Annotated in this window: 15 protein-coding genes; 12 read left to right on the top strand and 3 right to left on the bottom strand. The window is 65.5% G+C overall.

Features of this window, described 5'->3' with window-relative positions; genetic code table 11:
* The first annotated feature begins 103 nt into the window (after positions 1–103).
* From C4K27_RS16920 to C4K27_RS16880, 9 genes are all read left to right on the top strand, one after another.
* Positions 104–487, top strand: a complete 384-nt coding sequence (locus C4K27_RS16920; RefSeq protein ID WP_053261372.1) for an AprI/Inh family metalloprotease inhibitor — start codon at positions 104–106, stop codon at positions 485–487.
* A 240-nt stretch (positions 488–727) separates the two neighbouring features.
* Positions 728–2,536 carry a type I secretion system permease/ATPase gene (locus tag C4K27_RS16915; RefSeq protein ID WP_053261371.1) on the top strand — a complete coding sequence of 603 codons (1,809 nt, stop codon included), beginning with the start codon at positions 728–730 and terminating at the stop codon, positions 2,534–2,536.
* Between the two features lie 14 nt (positions 2,537–2,550).
* A complete protein-coding gene (locus C4K27_RS16910) occupies positions 2,551–3,867 on the top strand; it encodes an HlyD family type I secretion periplasmic adaptor subunit (protein WP_371858260.1) in 1,317 nt (438 codons plus the stop codon).
* 2 nt (positions 3,868–3,869) lie between these two features.
* Positions 3,870–5,225, top strand: a complete 1,356-nt coding sequence (locus C4K27_RS16905) for a TolC family outer membrane protein (protein WP_053261369.1) — start codon at positions 3,870–3,872, stop codon at positions 5,223–5,225.
* Positions 5,226–5,297: 72 nt separating this feature from the next.
* Complete coding sequence (gene eprS / locus C4K27_RS16900) at positions 5,298–8,285, top strand: autotransporter serine peptidase EprS (RefSeq protein WP_053261368.1); 2,988 nt, start codon at positions 5,298–5,300, stop codon at positions 8,283–8,285.
* A gap of 198 nt (positions 8,286–8,483) precedes the next feature.
* Complete coding sequence (locus C4K27_RS16895) at positions 8,484–11,567, top strand: autotransporter serine protease (protein WP_053261367.1); 3,084 nt, start codon at positions 8,484–8,486, stop codon at positions 11,565–11,567.
* A gap of 37 nt (positions 11,568–11,604) precedes the next feature.
* Positions 11,605–13,305: a polyurethane esterase gene (locus C4K27_RS16890; RefSeq protein ID WP_053261366.1), complete on the top strand. Its 1,701-nt coding sequence runs from the start codon at positions 11,605–11,607 to the stop codon at positions 13,303–13,305.
* A gap of 107 nt (positions 13,306–13,412) precedes the next feature.
* Complete coding sequence (locus C4K27_RS16885; protein ID WP_053261365.1) at positions 13,413–15,266, top strand: polyurethane esterase; 1,854 nt, start codon at positions 13,413–13,415, stop codon at positions 15,264–15,266.
* A 310-nt stretch (positions 15,267–15,576) separates the two neighbouring features.
* Complete coding sequence (locus tag C4K27_RS16880; protein ID WP_053261364.1) at positions 15,577–15,969, top strand: hypothetical protein; 393 nt, start codon at positions 15,577–15,579, stop codon at positions 15,967–15,969.
* 20 nt (positions 15,970–15,989) lie between these two features.
* Here C4K27_RS16880 and C4K27_RS16875 read toward each other — a convergent pair whose 3' ends face one another.
* On the bottom strand, positions 15,990–16,214 hold the full coding sequence (locus C4K27_RS16875) for a YgdI/YgdR family lipoprotein (protein WP_007922767.1): 225 nt from the start codon (positions 16,212–16,214) through the stop codon (positions 15,990–15,992).
* Between the two features lie 218 nt (positions 16,215–16,432).
* On the opposite strand from C4K27_RS16875, the gene C4K27_RS16870 reads away from it, so the two are divergent.
* Together C4K27_RS16870 and C4K27_RS16865 are read left to right on the top strand one after the other, a co-directional pair.
* Positions 16,433–18,085, top strand: coding sequence for a VRR-NUC domain-containing protein (locus tag C4K27_RS16870; RefSeq protein WP_053261363.1), 1,653 nt, complete (start codon positions 16,433–16,435; stop codon positions 18,083–18,085).
* On the top strand, positions 18,082–20,370 hold the full coding sequence (locus C4K27_RS16865) for an ATP-dependent DNA helicase (RefSeq protein ID WP_053261362.1): 2,289 nt from the start codon (positions 18,082–18,084) through the stop codon (positions 20,368–20,370). Before C4K27_RS16870 ends, C4K27_RS16865 begins: the two co-directional genes overlap by 4 nt.
* Here the strand turns inward: C4K27_RS16865 and C4K27_RS16860 are convergent.
* Entirely contained in the window at positions 20,355–21,563 is a 1,209-nt protein-coding gene (locus C4K27_RS16860; protein WP_053261361.1) for a serine hydrolase domain-containing protein, read from the bottom strand. The genes C4K27_RS16865 and C4K27_RS16860 overlap by 16 nt on opposite strands.
* A 72-nt stretch (positions 21,564–21,635) precedes the next feature.
* Between C4K27_RS16860 and C4K27_RS16855 the strand changes: the two genes are divergently transcribed.
* Positions 21,636–22,262, top strand: coding sequence for a TetR/AcrR family transcriptional regulator (locus tag C4K27_RS16855; RefSeq protein ID WP_053261360.1), 627 nt, complete (start codon positions 21,636–21,638; stop codon positions 22,260–22,262).
* A gap of 25 nt (positions 22,263–22,287) precedes the next feature.
* On the opposite strand, the gene C4K27_RS16850 is transcribed toward C4K27_RS16855, so the two are convergent.
* Entirely contained in the window at positions 22,288–22,701 is a 414-nt protein-coding gene (locus C4K27_RS16850; RefSeq protein WP_053261359.1) for a TIGR03067 domain-containing protein, read from the bottom strand.
* Positions 22,702–22,706 lie beyond the last annotated feature (5 nt).

The raw sequence follows: 22,706 nt of genomic DNA, 5'->3' as shown, positions 1-22,706 counted from the left end.
CATTGCGGTAAGGTAAAAGAAGGAGGGTGGCGCTCAGGCGTCGCCCTCTGACCTTGCATTGACAGGCGAACTGCCTGAGGCTGTGGCCCGGAGCTAACCCCTTATGATTCGAACTGCCTTGATCGCTAAGGCCGGCGCGTACCTGATCGCAACACTGATGATGTTTTATGGAGAGACAAGCATGGCAAGCAGCCTGAGATTGGCGGACCCCGCGGAACTGGCCGGGCACTGGCAACTGTCGCAGCCGGCGCAACCTGCCAACCACTGTGCCCTGGACCTCGAGCTGAACGGCACCCTGGGTGCCGGCGCCGAGTGTTTTTCCGCCTGGCTGGGCGATACGGCCATTGGCTGGTTTCCCGAGCCGGACGGTATTGCCGTGACCGGCAAAGAGGGTTCGAAGATCATCTTTCTAAGTCGCCAGAAAGAAGGCTTATATCAAGGCACTTTGAAATCAGGCATCACGATTATATTGCAGCGCGCACCCTGAGTTATCGCGGCTGTATGCATCTTTAAATGTATCTGTATGGATAAGCGTATAAGGCAGTGCCATATACGCGATGTCCTTCGTTCGATTAAAGACAACTAAATAACTAGAACTCCGTTTCGTCTGACGGTAGAGTTCTTTCGCCTGTCCGCCGCAATAAATCCAATAATGTCCCGACTCAAGTACGGGCGGTTTATTTGTCCTGCGCCCCTGGCACGGGATATTACAGCTCAGGAAAGACCAATGAAGATGGCGAAGACCACTGCACCGCTGTTCAAGGCACTGGGCGATTACAAAGGCATTCTGATCAGCGTCGGGTGTTTCACCGCCCTGATCAACGTGCTGATGCTGGTCCCCTCGATCTACATGCTCCAGGTCTACGACCGGGTCCTTTCCTCGCAGAACGAAACCACCCTGGCGATGCTGTCGCTGATGGTGGTCGGGTTCTTCGCGTTCATCGGCCTGCTGGAGGTGGTGCGCAGCTTTATCGTCATTCGCATCGGCAGCCAGCTGGAGCGGCGTTTCAACCTGCGGGTCTACCAGGCGGCGTTCGAGCGCAACCTGTTTCGCGGCGAAGGCCACGCCGGGCAGTCCCTGGGCGACCTGACCCATATCCGCCAGTTCGTCACCGGTCCTGCGCTGTTCGCCTTCTTCGACGCGCCCTGGTTCCCCATCTACCTGTTCGTGATCTTCCTGTTCAATACCTGGCTGGGGGTGTTCGCCACCGCGGGCGCGGTATTGCTGATCGCCCTGGCGTACCTCAATGAGGCGATGACCAAGAAGCCCCTGGGCGAGGCCAGCGGTTATTCGCAGAAATCCACGCAACTGGCCACCAGCCACCTGCACAATGCCGAGACCATCCAGGCCATGGGCATGCTCGGCGCGCTGCGCAAGCGCTGGTTCGAGGTGCATTCGCGCTTTCTCGGCCTGCAGAACCAGGCCAGCGACACCGGCGCGGTCATCAGCTCGCTGAGCAAGACCCTGCGCCTGTGCCTGCAATCGCTGGTGCTGGGCCTGGGGGCCTTGCTGGTGATCAAGGGTGACATGACCGCCGGGATGATGATCGCCGGCTCGATCCTGATGGGCCGGGTGCTGAGCCCGATCGACCAGTTGATCGCCGTCTGGAAGCAGTGGAGTTCCGCCAAGCTGGCCTATCAGCGCCTGGACTCGCTGCTGCAAGCCTTCCCGCCGAGCGACACGGCGATGTCGCTGCCGGCGCCCAAGGGCCAGGTGAGCTTCGAGCAGGTCAGCGCCGGCCCGCCGGGCAAGCGCATGGCGACCTTGCAGCAGGTCAGTTTCAACCTCGGGGCGGGGGAGGTGCTGGGGGTGCTCGGCGCTTCCGGCTCCGGCAAGTCCACCCTGGCCCGGGTGCTGGTGGGCGTATGGCCGACCCTGGCCGGCACGGTGCGCCTGGACGGCGCCGATATCCATCGCTGGAACCGCAACGAACTGGGGCCTCACATCGGTTATCTGCCCCAGGACATCGAGCTGTTTTCCGGGAGCATCGCCGAGAACATCGCGCGCTTTCAGGAAGCCGACCCGCAGCAGGTGGTGCAGGCCGCGCAACAGGCCGGCGTGCACGAACTGATCCTGCGCCTGCCCCAGGGCTACGACACCCTGCTGGGCGATGACGGCAGCGGCCTGTCCGGCGGCCAGAAGCAGCGCGTGGCCCTGGCCCGAGCGCTGTATGGCCAGCCGCGCCTGGTGGTGCTCGACGAGCCGAACTCCAACCTCGACACCGTGGGCGAAAGCGCCCTGGCGTCGGCCATCGCGCAGATGAAGGCCCAGGGCACCAGCGTGATCCTGGTCACCCATCGTTCCTCGGCGCTGGCCCAGGCCGACAAGCTGCTGGTGCTCAACGAAGGGCACCTGCAGGCCTTCGGCCCGAGCCAGGAAGTGCTCAAGGCGCTGTCCAGTGGTGCCCAGGCACAACACCAAAACCAGGCCCAAAACCAGGAGCAGCAGCGGGAAAAAACCTCGGCCCCGACGGCCCCGGGCGGCTTGAGCATGAGCCGCCAGTATCAGGCCCCGACACGGAACCCAGGCGCATGAGCAAGGACAGCGAAATGATGATCGAACAAGGTTACGCGCCGGAGCGTCCCGAGCGCGATGCGCGGTTTTTCGCGCGCATGGGCTGGGTCCTGGCACTGGCCGGCGCCGGAAGCTTTTTTCTCTGGGCGGCCCTGGCGCCGCTGGACCAGGGCATCCCGGTGCAAGGCACGGTGGTGGTCTCGGGCAAGCGCAAGGCCGTGCAATCCATGAGCGGCGGGGTGGTCAGCCGGATCCTGGTGCGTGAAGGCGAGGCGGTGAAGCAGGGCCAGCCGCTGTTCCGCCTGGACCAGACCCAGGTCGAAGCCGATGTGCAGTCGCTGCAGGCGCAGTACCGCATGGCCTGGGCCAGCCTGGCGCGCTGGCAGAGCGAACGCGACAACCTCAAGCAGGTGAATTTCCCCGAGGCCCTGAGCGCCGATCCCGATCCACGCCTGGCCCTGGTGCTGGAAGGCCAGCGGCAACTGTTCAGCAGCCGGCGCGAAGCCTTCGCCCGCGAGCAGGCCGGGATCCGCGCCAATATCGAAGGCGCCACCGCGCAACTGGCCGGGATGCGCCGCGCGCGTACCGACCTCAACAACCAGGCCGAGTCCCTGCGCCAGCAACTGGCCAACCTGCAACCCCTGGCGGATAACGGCTACATTCCGCGCAACCGCCTGATGGAGTACCAGCGCCAGCTGTCCCAGGTGCAGCAGGAACTGGCGCAGAACACCGGTGAAAGCGGGCGGGTGGAGCAGGGCATTCTCGAGTCGCGGCTCAAGTTGCAGCAGCACGGCGAGGAATACCAGAAGGAAGTGCGCAGCCAGTTGGCCGAAGCCCAGCTGAAAAGCCTGACCCTGGAACAGCAGCTGACCTCGGCCGGTTTCGACCTGCAGCACAGCGAAATCCTCGCGCCGGCCGACGGCATCGCGGTCAACCTCGGGGTGCACACCGAAGGCGCCGTGGTGCGCCCCGGGGAAAACCTGCTGGAGATCGTGCCCCAGGGCACTCGCCTGGAAGTGGAAGGGCACCTGCCGGTGAACCTGATCGACAAGGTCGGCAGCCACCTGCCGGTGGACATCCTGTTCACCGCCTTCAACCAGAGCCGCACGCCGCGGGTGTCCGGCGAGGTCAGCCTGATCTCCGCCGACCAGATGGTCGATGAAAAGACCGGGGTGCCGTACTACGTGCTGCGCAGCAGCGTCAGCGACCAGGCCATGGAAAAGCTCAACGGCCTGGTGATCAAGCCGGGCATGCCGGCGGAGATGTTCGTCCGTACCGGCGAGCGCTCGCTGCTCAACTACCTGTTCAAACCCCTGCTCGACCGGGCGGGTTCCGCATTGACCGAGGAATAAGGATGTTCCGTCGCATGAGTCAGCTTTCCATCTTCGGAGCCACAGTCGCTTTACTGGTATGCACCCACGCCCAGGCCATGGGGCCGTTCCAGGTCTATGAACAGGCCTTGCGCAACGACCCGGTGTTTCTCGGCGCGATCAAGGAGCGCGATGCCGGCCTGGAGAACCGCATCATCGGCCGCGCCGGGCTGCTGCCGAAACTCAACTACAGCTACAACAAGGGCCGCAACAACTCCCAGGCCACCGTGCCCGACGGCCGCGGCGGCACCAGCCACGATGACCGCAACTACGACAGCTACGGCTCCACCTTCACCCTGCAACAGCCGCTGATCGACTACGAGGCCTATGCCTCCTACCGCAAGGGTGTGGCCCAGGCGCTGTTCGCCGACGAGAACTTTCGCGGCAAGAGCCAGGAGCTGCTGGTACGGGTGCTGACCTACTACACCCAGGCGCTGTTCGCCCAGGACCAGATCGAGATCGCCCTGGCCAAGAAGAAGGCCTTCGAGCAGCAGTTCCAGCAGAACGAGCACATGTTTCGCCAGGGCGAGGGCACCCGCACCGACATCCTCGAAGCGGAGTCGCGCTACGAGCTGGCCACCGCCGAGGAGATCGAGGCCCGCGACGAGCAGGACGCGGCGCTGCGCGAACTGGGCGCGCTGATCGGCGTGCCGACCGTGGACATCCGCGACCTCGACCCGCTGCGCGAGCGTTTCGAGTCCTTCACCCTGTCGCCGGCCAACTACGACGCCTGGCATGAACTGGCGATCAGTAACAACCCGAACCTGGCCTCCCAGCGCCAGGCCGTGGAAGTGGCGCGTTACGAGATCGAGCGCAATCGCGCCGGCCATCTGCCGCGGCTCAGCGCCTATGCCACCTCGCGCCGGGTCGAGTCGGAAAGCGGCAACACTTACAACCAGCGCTACGACACCAACACCATCGGCATCGAAATCAGCATGCCGCTGTACGCCGGTGGCGGTGTCTCGGCGGCCACCCGCCAGGCCAGCCGGACGATGGAGCAAGCCGAGTACGAGCTGGATTCGCAGACCCGCACCACCCTGATCGAGCTGCGGCGCCAGTTCAGCGCTTGCTTGTCCGGGGTCAGCAAGCTGCGGGCTTATCAGAAGGCGCTGACCTCGGCCGAGGCCCTGGTGGTCTCGACCAAGCAGAGCATCCTCGGCGGCGAACGGGTCAACCTCGACGCGCTGAACGCCGAACAGCAGCTGTACACCACGCGCCGCGACCTGGCGCAGGCCCGCTACGACTATTTGATGGCCTGGACCAAGTTGCACTACTACGCAGGCACCCTGCGTGAAGACGACCTGGCCCGGGTCGACGAAGCCTTCAGGCCCGGCTCATGAACTGACAAAAAGGCGGCCGCGGGCGGCCCGACCTGACATTTTCGACAAAAACAAAAAACGAGAAGTCATCACATGGATAGACGCTTTTATCAGCTCAAGGCGCTGAGTCGCCGCTCGTTGCTCGCTTGCTCCACGCTGTCGGCGGTAGCACTGCCGGGCATGGCCCAGGCGCAGTACCAGGAAACCGGCCAGTTGGGGGTGCCGGCCAGCTGGCAATCGGCCGAATACACCCAGGACTGGGGCCTGGAGCGCATGCGCGCCAGCTCCGCCTATGCCGCCGGCATCACCGGCAGCGGGGTGAAGATCGGTGCCCTCGACTCGGGCTTCGACGCCAGCCATGGCGAAGCCTCGCCCGAGCGCTTCCACGGGGTCACCGCCTCCGGCAGCTATGTCGATGGCACGCCGTTCAGCGTCTCCGGGGTGCTCAACGGCAACAACGACAGCCATGGCACCCATGTCACCGGCACCATGGGCGCGGCCCGCGACGGCGTTGGCATGCACGGCGTGGCCTTCAATGCCCAGGTCTACGTGGGCAACACCAACAAGAACGACAGCTTCCTGTTCGGCCCGACCCCGGACCCGCAGTATTTCAAGGCGGTGTACGGCGCCCTGGCGGATGCCGGGGTGCGCGCCATCAACAACAGCTGGGGCAGCCAGCCGCCGGGTGTCAGCTACCAGACCCTGGGCGACTTGCACGCCGCCTATGCCCAGCACTATGGCCAGGTCACCTGGCTGGACGCGGCAGCCGATATATCGCGCCAGGGCGTGATCAACGTGTTCAGCGCCGGTAACAGCGGTTACGCCAACGCCAGCGTGCGCGCGGCGCTGCCGTACTTCCAGCCGGAGCTGGAAGGCCACTGGCTGGCGGTGTCCGGCCTGGATGCCAATAACCAGCAGCGCTACAACCAGTGCGGCATCGCCAAGTACTGGTGCGTGGCCGCGCCCGGGCGGCTGATCTCCAGCACAGTGCCCGGCGGCGGTTACGCCACCAAGTCCGGCACCTCGATGGCCGCGCCCCATGCCACGGGCGCGCTGGCCCTGGTGATGGAGCGTTATCCCTACATGAATAACCAGCAGGCCCTGGAGGTGCTGCTGACCACCGCCACCCAGCTGGACGGCTCGATCACCGAGGCGCCCACCAGCCTGGTCGGCTGGGGCGTGCCCAACCTGGAGCGGGCCATGCAGGGTCCCGGGCAGTTGCTGGGATCGTTCGACGCCAACCTGGGTGCCGGGCAGGGCGATGTCTGGAGCAACGACATCTCGGACAAGGCGCTGCTGCAGCGCCAGGGCGAGGACGCCGCCGAACACGCGGCCTGGCAACAGACCCTGAAGGACAAGGGCTGGGAAAACGGCCTGGGCGCCGGCGCCAGCCAGCAGGACAAGACCGACTACGCCGTCGGCATGGCCCGCGACGCGGCCGCCGCGCAGCGGGTGTACGAGGGCAGCCTGATCAAGTCCGGCGCCGGCTGGCTGGTGCTCAGCGGCAACAACAGCTATCGCGGCGCGACCACGGTCAACGGCGGTTTGCTGACAGTCAATGGCTCGCTGGCTTCCAGTGTCACGGTCAATGACGGCGGCACCCTCGGCGGTTCCGGCCGCATCGGCGCGCTGCTGGCCAACAGCGGCGCCACCGTGGCGCCGGGCAACTCCATCGGCACCTTGCAGGTGGCGGGGGACGTGACCTTCCAGCCGGGCTCGACCTATGCCGTGGAGCTGTCGCCCACCAGCAGCGACCGCATCGTCGCTGGCGGCAAGGCCACCCTCAACGGCGCCGGGGTCACCCTGGCCCTGGAAAACAGCCCGCAGCTGCTCAGCCTGCAACAGACGCAAAGCCTGATCGGCAGCCAGTACCAGATCCTCCAGGCGGCGAACGGCATCGACGGGCGCTTCGGCTCGGTGGAACCGAACTATCTGTTCCTCGGCGGCAGCCTCGATTATTCGGCCAGCGGCGTGCAGCTGAGCATCGGGCGTAACGCCACCTCGTTCGCCAGTGTCGGCCTGACCCCGAACCAGCGCTCGGTGGCGGCCGCCGCCGAGCAACTGGGGGCCGGTAACCCGGTGTATGAAAGCCTGCTGCGCTCGCCGAGCGCCGGTGTGGCGCAACAGGCGTTCCAGCAGCTGTCCGGGGAAATCTACCCGGCGCTGGGTTCGATGCTGCTCAACGACAGCCGGCAGCTGCGCGATGCGGTTGGCGAGCGTCTGCAGGTCCCGGGCACGGTGGTGCAGAGCGAGGGCAACCTCTGGCTCAAGGTGCTGGGCGCCTGGGGCAAGAACGACGGCAGCCACGACACCGAGGGCTACAACACGTCCATCGGCGGGTTGCTGCTGGGGGCTGATGGCGCGCTCAGCGACAGCACGCGCCTGGGCGCCTTCGTCGGCTACAGCGACAGCTCCCTGAGCATGGGCGGCGGCACCCATTCCAAAGCCTCGGTGGACAGCTATCACCTGGGCACCTACCTCGGCCACGAGCTGGGCGCCTGGCGCCTGAGCGCGGGCGCGGCCCACAGCTGGCATCGCGCCGACGTCAAGCGCGACCTGCAGTTCGGCGAAGTCAGCGGCAAGCAGAAAGCCAAGGTCGATGCCCGTACCAGCCAGGTCTTCGGCGAGGCGGCTTATCGCCTCGACCTGCCGGCGCTGGCCCTGGAACCGTTCGCCAACCTGGCCTACGTGCACCTGCACCGCGACAGCTTCAGCGAGAAGGGCGACGCCGCGGCGTTGAAAGGCGGCAGCGACAGTCGCGAAGCCGCACTCAGTACCCTCGGCCTGCGCGCCCTGAAAAGCCTCGAGCTGTCCGGGCAAACCCGCCTGGACCTTTCCGGCTCCCTGGGCTGGCAGCACAACCTGAGCAACACCCGGGCCGAGGAACACCTGGCCTTTGCTTCCGGCGGCACGCCGTTCAGCGTCGAAAGCACCTCGCTGCCGCGCAATGCCGCGCTGGTCGGCGCCCATGCCAGCCTGGCGCTGAGCCGGGACCTGCGCCTGAGCCTGGATTACAACGGCCAGCTGGCCAGCCGTGAGAAGAACCACGGGGCGGGGTTGAGCCTGAACTGGCAGTTCTGACCCGGCTTTTGACAGCGCCGTGTCGACGCAAGGTCGCGTCGACACGGCAGCCGCTATCGGTACAGCACGGCTCGCCGTTGGCGGGCCGGCTGTTCGGTAAAACCACCCGCGCCGGGTCTGGCGCGGTGTTTCCTCTAGCAAGGCAACTATTTCCAGCAAGGCAACTATTTCTAAGCAAGGCAACTAAGGAAGGTACCGATGAAATACAGATTTACGGGGGCTGCTCCGGCGGCCAACAGCCTGGTGCGCGCCTCCTGCGGCGCTTTGATCTGTGGCCTGGCCGTGGCGGGTAACGCCCAGGCCGCGCCTTATGTCGAAAGCGGCCAGCCGGGCGATCCCGGCAGTTGGCGCAGTGCCGAGTTCAACGCCGAATGGGGCCTGGGGGCGATCCATGCCGAGCAGGCCTATGCCGCCGGTTATACCGGCAAGGGCGTCAAGCTGGGGATCTTCGACCAGCCGGTGTATGCCCAGCACCCGGAATTCAGCGGCAGCAACAAGGTGATCACCCTGGTCACCAGCGGCATCCGCGAATACACCGACCCTTACATTCCGGTCAAAGCCGGCGATGCCTTCCGTTATGACGGCACGCCCTCGGTGGGCTCCGACGGCAAGCTCGGCTCCCACGGCACCCACGTCGGCGGGATCGCCGCCGGCAGCCGCGACGGCGGGCCGATGCATGGCGTGGCCTTCGACGCGCAGATCATCAGCGCCGAAAACGGCGACCCGGGCCCCGAGGACGGGATCATTCTCGGCAACGACGGCGCGGTCTACCGGGCCGGCTGGGATGCCCTGGTGAACAGCGGCGCGCGGATCATCAACAACAGCTGGGGCATCGGCATCACCGACCGCTTCGACCAGGGCGGTCGCGACCCGGCCTTCCCGCATTTCACCGTGCAGGACGCGCAGTTGCAGTTCGACCAGATCCAGCCGCTGCTGGGCACCCGCCAGGGTGGCGCCTACAGCGGGGCGATCGACGCGGCCCGCGGTGGTGTGCTGACCATCTTCGCCGCCGGCAACGACTACAACCTGAACAACCCGGACGCCATCGCCGGCCTGGCCTATTTCGTGCCGGAAATCGCGCCGAACTGGATGACGGTGGCGGCCTTGCAGAAGAACCCGGACACCGCCAGCCCCAATCCCTACACCCTCAGCACCTTCTCCTCGCGCTGCGGCTACACCGCGAGCTTCTGCGTCTCGGCGCCGGGTACGCGGATCTACAGCGCGGTGATCGGCGGCACCAACCTGGACGACATGACCATCGGCTACGCCAACAAGAGCGGCACCTCGATGGCCGCGCCCCATGTGGCGGGCGCGGCGGCGGTGCTGATGGAGCGCTTTCCCTACATGAGCGCTTCGCAGATCGCCACGGTGCTGAGGACCACCGCCACCGACATGGGCGATCCGGGCATCGACGCGTTGTACGGCTGGGGCATGATCAACCTGCAAAAGGGCATCGACGGTCCGGGCATGTTCGTCACCGAAGCGGACATTCCTCAGGAGTTCCGGGTCGAAGGCGCCTACGGCTCCGGCCAGTTCGTGGTCGACCTGCCCGGTATCGGCGCCGTGGTGGATGCCGGCAAACCCACCGAGCGCCTGTGCACTGGCCTGTCTTGCGGCCTGGATGTCTGGCGCAACGACATTTCCGGACACGGCGGCCTGACCAAGCAGGGCATCGGCACCCTGGTGCTGACCGGCAACAACAGCTACAGCGGCCCGACCCTGGTCAATCAGGGACGCCTGGCCATCAACGGTTCGCTGGCCTCGGCGGTGACGGTCAATGACAGCGGCATTCTCGGCGGCAACGGGCGCATCGCCGCGCTGACCGCCAACCGTGGCGGTACCGTGGCGCCGGGCAACTCGATCGGCACCTTGCAGGTGGCGGGCGACGTGACCCTGCAACCGGGCTCGACCTACGCGGTGGAGCTGTCGCCCACCAGCAGCGACCAGATAGTCGCCGGCGGCAAGGCCACCGTCGAAGGGGCCAATGTGACCCTGGCCCTGGAGAACAGCCCGACCCTGCTCAGTGCCCGCGAGGCGCAAAGCCTGCTCGGCCGGCAATACAACATCCTGCAGGCGGCCGGTGGCATCGAAGGGCGCTTCGGTTCGGTGACGCCGAACTACCTGTTCATTGGTGGCAGCCTCGATTACTCGGCCAGCGGCGTACAGTTGCAGGTCGCGCGTAACGCCACGTCCTTCAGCGACGTCGGCCTGACCCCGAACCAGCGTTCCGTGGCGGCCGCCGCCGAGCGACTGGGGGCGGGCAATCCGGTGTACGAAAGCCTGCTGCTGTCGGAGAACGCCGCCAGCGCGCAACAAGCCTTCCAGCAACTGACCGGGGAGATCCATCCGGCCATCGGCACGCTGCTGATCAACGACAGCCGTCAGCTGCGCGATGCGGTGGGCGACCGTCTGCGTCAGGACGGCCTGCTCGATTCGTCGGCGCCCGCGGCCAGCGACAACAATGTGTGGTTCAAGGTGCTGGGGGCCTGGGGCAAGGCCGACGGCGGTTATGACCATGCCAACTACAACACTTCGATCGGCGGCCTGCTCGCCGGGGTCGATGGCTTGATCGCCGAAGACACTCGTCTCGGCCTGTTCACCGGCTACAGCGACAGTTCCCTGAGCATGGGCGACGGCACCCATTCCCAGGCAGAGGTGGACAGCTATCACCTGGGTGCCTACCTGGGTCATCAGCTGGATGCCGTGCGCCTGAGCGTCGGCGGTTCCTATAGCTGGCATCGCATCGATGTGAAGCGCGACCTGCAATACGGCGAGTTCTCCGACCGGCAAAAGGTCAAGCGCGACGCCCAGACCGCCCAGCTGTTCACCGAAGCGGCGTGGCAAGTGGCGCTGCCGGGTGTGGCCCTGGAGCCCTTCGTCAATCTGGCCTACGTGCATGTGGGCAGCGACAGCTTCCGCGAAAAAGGCGGGGCTACCGCACTGCGCAGTGGCGATGACAACCGCGACGCGGTGCTCTCGACCCTCGGCCTGCGGGCCAGCAAACGCTTCGCCCTGTCCGATGTCCGGCAGCTGGAACTGGCCGGCACCCTCGGCTGGCAGCACAACCTGAGCGATACCCATTCGGATCAGCACCTGGCTTTTGCCAATGGTGGTTCGTTCAACATACAGAGCGTTGCGCTGGACCGTAACGCCGCTGTGGTCGGGGCTCGCGCCGGCCTGTTGCTGGGGCGCGATACCCGGGTAAACCTGGACTACAACGGCCTGCTGGGTTCTCGGGACAAGAGTCACGGGGTCGGCCTGACCCTGGACTGGCAGTTCTGAGGCCTGCGGGCCAATGACCATAAGAGTGAGACACAACATGGGTGTATTCGATTACCGGAGTTTCAAGGGCGAGGCGGGCAAGGCGCTGTACAGCGATGCCCTGGCGTTGACGCTCTACGCCTACACGCCCACCGGGCAGCCGCTGGCGTCGGGCTGGACGGCGATTGGTGCCGAGCGGCTGGGGTATCAGGGCAAGGTCGGGCCCCAGGGCACCTTCTTCGGCGAGCAGCCAGGCTTTACCAGCGCCGAAGTGGAGGTGCTGGGGCGTTATGACGAGGCCGGCAAGCTGCTGTCGATCGGTATCGCCTTTCGCGGCACTGGCGGCCTGGGCTTGAGCGATACCCTGGGCGACATCAAGAACAACCTGCTGGCGGCGGTCGGGCCGGTGGGTTACGCGGCGAACTACAGCAAGAATGCCTTCGACAAGCTGTTCGCCAGTGTCGCCGAGTTCGCCAAGGCCCAGGGCCTGAGCGGCCAGGATGTACTGGTCAGCGGCCACAGCCTGGGCGGCCTGGGGGTCAACAGCCTGGCCGAGCTGAGCGGCGAGCACTGGGGCGGTTTCTATGCCGACGCCCGCTATGTGGCGTTCGCCTCGCCGACCCAGGGCCCGGGGGACAAAGTGCTGAACATCGGCTACGAAAACGATCCGGTGTTCAGGGTGCTCGACGGCACCACCTTCAACGCTTCGTCCCTGGGCAGCCATGACAAGGTCCAGGCGTCGGCGACCAACAACATCGTCAACTTCAACGAGCACTACGCGTCGACCCTGGAGAACCTGCTGCCGCAGAGCATCCTCAACCCGCTGTCGTGGAAGGCCCACGGTTCCGCGGGTTACGCCGATGGCTTGAACCGAGTGGTGGATTCGGCGTTCTACGACCTGACCAGCAAGGACTCGACCCTGATCGTTTCCACTTTGTCCGAGGCCAGTCGGGGCAAGACCTGGGTCGAGGACCTCAACCGCAACGCCGAACCGCACAAGGGCAGCACCTTTATCTTCGGCACCGACGGCAGCGACCTGCTCAAGGGCGGGCGCGGCAACGACTTCATCGAGGGCCGCGACGGCAACGACACCTTCCGCGACGACGGTGGCTACAACATCCTGCTGGGCGGCAAGGGGCATAACGTCTTCGACCTGCAGCAGTCGCTGGGTAAGTTCAGCGTGGTCAACGATGGTGACGGTACCCTGTACGTGCGCGATGCCTACGGCGGCATCAGCATGACCCGCGATATCGGCGCGCTGGTGAGCAAGGAGCCGGGTTTTGCCTGGGGCCTGTTCAGCAAGGAAGTGACCCACAGCGTGACCGACCAGGGCCTGCTGGCCGGCAACCAGTTGACCCAATACAACCACTCGCTCAATGGCGACGCCTACGGCAATGCGCTGGTGGCCAGCGTCGACGGCGACTGGCTGTTCGGTCACGGCGGCGACGATGTGCTGCGCAGCGACAAGAGCGACGTGACCTTTGTCGGCGGCGCCGGCAACGACGTCATGTACTCCAGCGGCGGCGGGGCCAACACCTTCCTGTTCAGCGGCGCCTTCGGCTTCGACGCGATCCATGGCTACCAGGGCAGCGACAAGCTGGTGTTCATGGGCGTGGCGGGCGCGGGGCAGGGCTATGACTACACGCAGCACCTGTCACAGAGCGGCCAGGACACCTTGCTCAGCGTCGGCGACTACGCCGTCACGCTGGTCGGGGTCGCACCGGACAGCCTTTCCGCAGGGGGGATCGTCTTCGCCTAGATAAAAAACGCAAGGAGGCATTGCACTAAGGGCGGGGCGCCTGTTGAGGGCGTCCCGTCCGCGTGAGCTATCTCGAATAAAGTTCAACAACAAAGAGAGGCAATACCATGGGTGTGTATGACTACAAAAACCTCGGCACAGAAGATTCAAAGGCGCTGTTTTCCGATGCGCTGGCGATCACGCTGTATTCCTACCACAACCTCGACAACGGCTTTTCCGCCGGTTATCAGCAGTACGGTTTCGGCCTCGGCCTACCGGCGACCCTGGTCACGGGGCTGATCGGCAGCAGCGATTCGCAAGGGGTGATTCCGGGCGTGCCGTGGAACCCCGACTCGGAGAAAGCCGCGCTGGAGGCGGTGCAAAAGGCCGGCTGGACGCCGATCGGCGCTTCCCAGCTGGGCTACGACGGCAAGACCGACTTCAGGGGCACCTACTACGGGGAAAAGGCCGGCTACACCACGGCCCAGGCCGAAGTCCTCGGCAAGTACGACGACCAGGGCCACCTGACCTCCATTGGCATTGCCTTTCGCGGCACCAGCGGGCCCCGTGAATCGGTGATCGGCGACTCCATCGGCGATGTGATCAACGACCTGCTGGCGGCGTTCGGGCCCAGGGACTATGCGAAAAACTACGCCGGCGAAGCCTTCGGCAAGCTGCTCGCCGATGTCGCGGCCTTCGCCCAGGCCAACGGCCTGACGGGCAAGGACATCCTGGTCAGCGGCCACAGCCTCGGCGGCCTGGCGGTCAACAGCCTGGCGGACCTGAGCGGCGATCACTGGTCGGGGTTCTACCAGGATGCCAGCTACGTCGCCTACGCCTCGCCGACCCAGAGCGCGGGGGACAAGGTGCTGAATATCGGCTACGAAAACGACCCGGTGTTCCGCGCCCTCGACGGCTCTTCGTTCAACCTGGCGTCCCTCGGCGTGCACGACACGGCGCAGGAGTCGGCGACCAACAACATCGTCAGTTTCAACGACCATTACGCCTCGGCGGCCTGGAACCTGCTGCCGTTCTCCATCCTGAATATCCCGACCTGGCTGTCGCACCTGCCCACCGGCTACGGCGACGGCATGACACGGATCCTCGAGTCGAAGTTCTACGACCTGACGAGCAAGGACTCGACCATCATCGTCGCCAACCTGTCGGACCCGGCGCGGGCTACCACCTGGGTCCAGGACCTCAACCGCAATGCCGAAACCCACAAGGGCAGCACCTTTATCATCGGCACCGACAGCAACGACCTGATCCAGGGCGGCCAGGGCAACGACTACCTCGAAGGCCGCGCCGGCAACGATACCTTTCGCGACGCCGGCGGCTACAACATCCTGCTGGGCGGGCAGGGCCACAACACCCTGGACCTGCAGCAATCGGTGAAGAACTTCAGCTTCGCCAACGACGGCGCCGGCACCCTGTATGTGCGCGATGCCAATGGCGGCATCAGCATCACCCGCGATATCGGCGCGATCACCAGCAAGGAACCGGGGTTCCTCTGGGGCCTATTCAAGGACGACGTGACCCACAGCGTCACCGACAAGGGCCTGCTGGCGGGGAGCAACCTGACCCAGTACGCCGCTTCGGTGAAGGGCGACGCCGCGGCCAATACCCTGACCGCTCACGCTGGCGGCGACTGGCTGTTCGGCCTGGACGGCGATGACCACCTGATCGGCGGACAGGGCAACGATGTGCTGGTCGGCGGTGCGGGCAACGACCTGCTGCAGGCGGGCGGGGGTAGTAATACCTTGCTGTTCAGCGGCAATTTCGGCCAGGACCGGGTGCTGGGTTACCAGAGCAGCGACAAACTGGTGTTCCTCGGCGTCGCAGGCGTGGTCGCCAACGACGACTTCCGCGCCCACGCCAGCACCGTGGGCAACGATACCCTGCTGACCTTCGGTGGTGACTCGGTGACCCTGGTAGGGGTGAGCCTGGACAGCCTCAACGGCGCGAGCATCACCATCGCCTGAAGCCTGACCGCGCGGGTTGGCGATTTTTGCCTCGCGCGGTCATGGGTTTTTCTTTGTGTGTCCCTCGACCGCATTTTTCGCCAAAGCCAAGGGTATTTGCCCAAAGGGTGACCCGCCAGCCTGGAAGTGACTCCAATACCTGCCCCCTGTGACACAGCGCTCGATAAAACATCGGCCTGTCGCCAGGCGGGTGGATGCCGCGCGTGCGCTCCGGGCCCTTAAAGTCCGCAGGAGCCTGCGCGTTATCAAGGCAGGCAGCCGCTGCCGAGGCTCATTCAATGGCAACAGTGAACAGCAGGAGAAACACAAGGTGAGTGATAACCAGAGGTATGGCATCGGTCTGGCGCTGGTCCTGATGGCGGGCAGCGCAATGGCCGAGGACTTGCCTCAGCAGTCGATCCTCAAGCGCTACGGCGTGACCCCGGACCAGCTACCGGCCGCCGCGCAGGCCACCGAAAAAGAAGTGCAGCCCGAACCGGGCAGCCGCTTTCATATCGACGCAGAGCGGCCTTGGGCGAGCGTGACCCTGGGGGAGGGTAAAAAGCCTGAAACCACCGGCAATATCAGCATCGATAATGCGGCGGCCCGGGAGTTCGAGCGGTGTCAGCGGGTGCGTGGCGAACTGCAGAAGCGCGGGGAGCAGCACTACATTTCCTGCGATAACAGCGTGCCGGGGCAGAATTCGGCACCCTGGTCGCCCTGAGGGCGACCGGGTTCGATCGGTCAGTCCTCTTGGCGGACGGTGGCGACATCGGCCGCCTTGATGCGGATTTTCTTGCCGGCGATGTCTTCGAATTCGTAGAACCCGTCGGCGGTCTTGGCGTTAGGCATGTCCTTGGTCAGGTATTGCGTGCCGTTCTGCAGCGTCACCACGGTTGGCGAGGCACAGCCGCCCAGTGCCAGGAAGGCTGCAACGGCCAACGGCAGGCCCAGGTATTTGACGTTCATAGACAAACCTCTCTTCATGAATCTTTGTGAGTCCACCCATGATTGGCGGCTCGCGACTATATGGCTATCCGCCCTTGGTGTGATTAACCGCAAGAAAGTTCTGCGGCCCCGTAAAAAAACCTGTAACGCCACTTATCCAATAGTGTTTGCCAGGGCAGGTCGGCAGCTGTTATCTGTATGCATAACCAGTATCAACCTCTTTGCGGCGCGCTTGTCCTGTGACTTCCAACCCTCTGGAAAACCCTCTTTATTACCTGCACAACTTCCAGCAGGTGCTGGCGTGGCTCAAGCTGCGCTACGCCGATGTGCTGTCACCCGAAGAGCGTAGCTTCATCGACGACTTCTCGGCGCTGGCCCAGCCATCCCAGGCCCTGCTGGTGCGCATGATCATGCGCAAGGGCTGTCATTTTCGCACGTCCCGGCTGGTCTATGAAGAAATCGGCGATACTCGCGCGGCCGTCGCACCGCTGGTGCGCCTGGGCTGGGTCGACGAGCAGGCGCCGCTGACCCTGGAAGAGCTGTTCAACCTGTTGCAGAAGGCGGAAATCCTCCACGTTTTTCGCGCGCAAATCGAGCAGCCGAAGGCCCGCAAGTCCGACTGGCTGGCCGCCTTGGTGCCGCTGTTCGACGAGCCGCGAAGCCTGGGCCAGTGGTGCCCGGATCTGGAAGACGGGGTGTGCAGCCTGACGGTCATGGCGCTGTGCGACCGCCTGCGCCTGATGTTCTTCGGCAACCTGCACCAGGACTGGTCGGAGTTCGTGCTGGCCGACCTGGGTATCTTCACCTACGAAAAGGTCGAGTTTCGCGACGACGCTCGGGCGCTGCGCAGCCGCGCCGACGTCGAGGGTTTCCTGTACCTGGAGGACTGTCGGCAGCATTTTGAAAACGGCGCGGCGCTGGAGGAGGTGCTGACGAGCATCCAGGCGTTCGCCAGCGACAATCCCTGGTTGCAGCGGCGCCGGGCCAAGTTGCTGTTCCTGCTGGGGCAGCATTGCGAGCGGCTAGCCGAATGGCCGCTGGCGGCCGCCATCTACCAGGCCTGCGCCGATCCCGGGGCGAGAGCGCGGCTGATCCGCGTCTTCGAGCGCAGTTGCGATTACCCGCAGGCGCTGGCCCTGGCCGAGGCGGCGGCACTGGCCCCGCACAACGCGGCCGAGCAGCAGCAACTGCTGCGGCTGCTGCCCAGGTTGCGGCGCAAGCTGGGCGGCCCGGCCACGCCGCGCGGCGGCACCCAGCCGACGCTGCGCCTGGACCTCAGCCTGCCGCGGGTCGATCCGGCGCTGTCGGTGGAATTCCATGTGCAGGCCCATCTCCACGAGGAGCAGGCGCCGGTGCATTACGTGGAGAACAGCCTGATCAATTCGCTGTTCGGGCTGCTCTGCTGGCCGGCGATCTTCGCGCCGCTGCCCGGGGCGTTCTTCCACCCGTTCCAGCGCGGTCCGGCCGACCTGTTGAGCGAGGACTTCCACAGCCGTCGCGCCGAGCTGTTCCAGGCCTGCCTGGCGGAGCTGGATGACGGGCGTTATGCGCAGACCATCCGCCAGCGCTACCTCGACAAGTGGGGCGTGCAGTCGCCTTTCGTGTTCTGGGGCGCCCTCGGCGAAGAATTGCTGGAGCAGGCGCTGGCCTGCCTGCCGGCCGAGCACCTCAAGCACTGGTTCGAGCGCCTGCTGCAGGACATCAAGGCCAACCGCGCCGGCATGCCGGACCTGATCCAGTTCTGGCCGCAGCAGAAAACCTACCGCATGATCGAGGTCAAGGGCCCTGGCGACCGCCTGCAGGACAACCAGTTGCGCTGGCTGGAGTTCTGCCGGCAGCACCAGATGCCGGTGGCGGTCTGCTACGTGCAATGGGCGGAGCAGGACGGGTGAATTACCGTATCGCGGTACGGGCGCTGTGCGAATTCACCGCCAAGGTCGGCGACCTCGACCTGCGCTTCACCCCGTCGCCCACCGCGCTGGAAGGCATCCAGGGCCATCGCACGGTGGCGGCGCGGCGCAGCGCGAACTATCGGAGTGAGGTGCCCCTCGAAGGCAGCTTCGGCGCGTTGACGGTCAAGGGCAGGGCGGACGGCTACGACCCGGACGCCAACCTGCTGGAGGAGGTCAAGACCTACCGCGGCGACCTGGAGCGCATGCCGGCCAACCATCGCCAGCTGCATTGGGCCCAGGCGAAGGTCTATGGCTGGCTGCTGTGCCAGCAGTTGCAGTTGAGCAGCATCCGTCTGGCGCTGGTGTATTTCGACATCCTCAGCGAGCGCGAGACGTCGCTGGTGGAAGAGCACGAGGCCCAGGCCCTGGAGCAGTTCTTCAACCGGCAATGCAGCCTGTTCCTGCAGTGGGCCGAGCAGGAGCTCGCCCACAGGCACGCCCGCGACCAGGCCATGGCGGCGCTGGGTTTCCCCCATCCCGACTTCCGTCCCGGGCAGCGCGCGCTGGCCGAGTCGGTGTACAAGGCGGTGAGTACCGGGCGCTGCCTGATGGCCCAGGCGCCGACCGGGATCGGCAAGACCCTGGGCACGGTGTTTCCCATGCTCAAGGCGATGCCGGGGCAGCAGCTGGACAAGCTGTTCTTCCTCACCGCCAAGACCCCGGGACGCAAACTGGCGCTGGATGCCGCCGAGGTGCTGTTCGAACGCAGCCCCGGGCTGCCGTTGCGGGTGCTGGAACTGGTGGCGCGGGACAAGGCTTGCGAGCACCCGGAGCAGGCCTGTCATGGCGAGTCCTGCCCGCTGGCCAAGGGTTTCTACGACCGTCTGCCGGCGGCGCGGCAGGCGGCGAGCCAGCGGTCCTTGCTGGACCAGCAGGCGCTGCGCGAGATCGCCCTGGCGCATGGGCTGTGCCCGTATTACCTGAGCCAGGAAATGGCCCGCTGGAGCGATCTGCTGGTGGCGGACTACAACTACTACTTCGATTTCAGCGCCTTGCTGTTCGGCCTGGCGCAGGCCAACCAATGGAAGGTCGCCGCGCTGGTGGACGAAGCGCACAACCTGGTGGAGCGCGGGCGCTCGATGTACAGCGCCAGCCTCGACCAGTACCAGTTGCACAGCGTGCGCCAGGCCGCCCCGGAGCCGCTGAAGAAGCCGCTGCAACGGCTCAACCGGGAATGGAATGCCCTGCACAAGGAGCAGTTGCGGCCGTACCAGGCCTACGACCAGGCGCCGGCCCCGCTGCTCAAGGCGCTGTCGCTGTGTATCTCGGCGATCGGCGATTACCTCAACGACCACCCGCAAGGGCTGGACAGCCGGTTGCAGGGCTTCTACTTCGATGCCCTGCAATTCGCCCGGGTGGCCGAACTGTTCGACGAGCAGTTCCTGTTCGATATCAGCAAGCGCCAGATCAATGCCCGGCGCAGTCTGTCCGAGCTGTGCCTGCGCAACGTGGTGCCGGCGGGCTTCCTGGCGCCGCGGCTGAGCGCGGCGCGCAGTACGGTGCTGTTCTCGGCGACCCTCAACCCCTGGCATTACTACCGCGACCTGCTGGGGCTGCCGGAAACCACGGTGTGGGTGGACGTGGAGTCGCCGTTCAGTGCAGCGCAGCTGGACGTGCACATCGTCAGCCGGATCTCCACCCGTTTCGCCCATCGCCAGGCGTCGCTGGCGCCCATCGTCGAGCTGATCGCCAGCCAGTTCCGCCAGCGCCCCGGCAACTACCTGGCGTTCTTCAGCAGCTTCGACTACTTGCAGCAGGTGGCCAGCCTGCTGGCCGAACAGCATCCGGATATTCCTTTGTGGCAACAGTCGCGCGGGATGGATGAAGGGCAACGCCAGGGGTTTCTCGAGCGCTTCGACGCCGATGGCCAGGGAGTGGGTTTCGCCGTGCTGGGCGGGGCATTCGGCGAGGGTATCGACCTGCCGGGTTCGCGCCTGATCGGCGCCTTTATCGCCACCCTCGGCCTGGCCCAGCTGAACCCAGTGAACGAGCAGATGAAACAGCGCATGGCGGCGATTTTCGGCGCCGGTTACGACTACACCTACCTGTACCCCAGCCTGCAGAAGGTGGTGCAGGCCGCGGGCCGGGTGATTCGCAGCCAGCAGGACCGCGGCGTAGTGATGCTGATCGACGACCGGTTCGCCGAGCCCCGGGTCCGGCAATTGCTGCCGGGCTGGTGGTCGCTCGACGCTCCGGGCGACGAGGTGCTTCAGGGCGCCGGGTAGGCGGCGTCGCGGATCTCCCGGGTAAAGGCCCCCGACATGCCCTCGAAGGCGGTGTTGGTCAACGCCACCACGGTCAGCCTGGCCTGCGGGTCGACAAACCAGCTGTGGCCGTAGGCGCCACCCCACTGCAGGGTGCCCTTGGATTGCGGGGTGCCGGCCAGGGCCGGATCGTCCAGCACCGCCCAGCCGTAGCCGAAGCCCCAGCCCGGCCCCTGGGTCTGCGCCTGGGCGTCGACCTGGTCGGTCATCATCGCCTGCACGCTGCGGGCGGAAAGCAGCGGGCCGCCACCCTGGCGCAAGGTGTCGAGAAAACGCGCCACGTCCATGGCGGTACCGGCCATGCCGGCGCCACCGGAAGGGTAGGCGCGCGGGTCGAAGATCCGCTTGAGGGAGAACAGCGTGGTGCTTTCGCCGACCCGGATCGCCGCCTCGTCCTGCATCCGGCTCGGCCGCGGACGATCATCGCGGTAAACCGCGCCGAGGCGGGCAGGGTCCTTGACCGAGAACGCGGTGTCGTTCATGTGCAAAGGTTGGGTGACCAGTTCCTCGGTCAGGGCTGGCAGGCTTTTGCCGCTGGCCTTTTCCAGCACGGCGCCGAGCACGTCGATGGCCATGGAATAGCGCCACTGCGTGCCCGGCGGATAACTCAAGGGCACGCTGGCAATGCGTTTCAGGTTGTCTTCCAGGCTTATGCCCGGCTCGGCCAGGCCATCCGACACCCCAGCGGTGCGATACGCCCCGTGCTCGGCCTCGAGAAAGCCATAGCTCAGGCCGGCGGTGTGGGTCAGCAATTGCTTGAGGGTGATCGGCGGGCGGGTGCCGTCGGCCAGCCTTGGGCGGAAATCCGCCAGCCATTGGCTGACCGTATCGTCCAGGGACAGCGTGCCCTGTTCCACCAGGCGCATGGCGACCACGGACACCATGGGCTTGGTGATAGAGGCCAGGCGCAGGATGGTGTCGCCGGTCATGGGCCGGGCCGCCTCCCGATCGGCGAAACCGGCGGCGCGCTGGTACACCACCTGGCCGTCGCGCATCACCACCACCACGGTGCCGACGATCCGCTGTTCGCCGATGGCGCGTTCGATGGCCGTGTCCATGCGCCTGCCGAGTGCCTCGTCCGGCGTGGCGGCGCTGGCCAGCGAAGCGCCGAGGGTGGCTGCCAGGGCGAGCAGGCCTTTATGGGGTCGATCCATAGGGAGAGCCTCTATAATCACAATGTCCGCTATGATTAACCGCCATTCGTCCTAATTTCAATAGTGATCACTATGATAAATAATCCTGCTGCCGTGATGCGCCGTCGTGGACGGCCGATTGCCTTTGATCGCGACCAGGTCCTGGGCCTTGCGGCAGAGGTGTTCTGGCGCCTGGGCTATGAAGGCGCCTCGATGCCGGAGTTGTCGGCGGCCATGGGCATCACCGTGCAAAGCCTGTATGCCGCGTTCAGGTCCAAGGCCGAGCTTTACCAGCAGGCGCTGGCGCATTACCAGCGCAGCACTGGCTCCTTTGCCGAGCGGGCACTGCGCGAGGAGGCGGATGTGGTGGACGGTTTCCTCCGCCTGCTCCGCGAGGCGGCCCATGAATACAGCCTGCCCGGGCGGCCGCGAGGCTGCATGATTTCCACCGCGACCCTGACCTGCGCGGTGGAAAACGATGCGCTACGGGAATTCGTCGGTGCTCTGAGGGCCAATACCCTCAAGGCCTTTGAGGCGCATATCGAGCAGGGCATCGCCAACGGACAACTGCGCGCCGATACCCAGGCAGCGGCGCTGGCCCGGTATATCGGGGCGATCATTCAAGGCATGTCGGTACAGGCCCAGGATGGTGCGGATTGCGCCGCGTTGTTGGCCATCGGCGAGTTGGCGGGGCGGGAAATACAGCGGGCCAGGGCCTGACGGCATGCCGGCCAATGAGTGAACCTCAGCGGCTGCCGAGGCCTGTTCCATCCTGTGAGATGCGGATGAACCGGCGCAGGGTTTCACCAGGCCCGGTGCGGAACTCGGTGGGCCTGGGACGGCCCTCGTCCGCGGCGATGAAGACGAAGTCATCGCCGTCCAGTCGATAGCTGGCAGGCAAGTGCTTGCCGGTGTCGGCGCCCATGGAGTCGACCCAGGTAATGGATTTCGGTGTGGTCCGGGTATCGAGGGTAAAACTGCCCGCGAGCAACAGCTCGCCTTCGAGCGTCACGACGCGGAACCCTTGCCCTTGGATCAGGGTAAGAGCTCCTGGGGCACCATGTTCGTCAGGCGGGTTGCTGACCCCGTTGTCCTCGTACTCCACCTGTTCCCAGGCACCTTGAAGCTGTTGCAGGTCGAACTGGTCGTCGCAGGTCATCGTCG

The organism is Pseudomonas chlororaphis subsp. chlororaphis, from assembly GCF_003945765.1.
GTDB lineage: Bacteria > Pseudomonadota > Gammaproteobacteria > Pseudomonadales > Pseudomonadaceae > Aquipseudomonas > Aquipseudomonas chlororaphis.
Note: the sequence above shows the minus strand (reverse complement) of the source record. Positions and strands in the feature narration are given on the sequence as shown.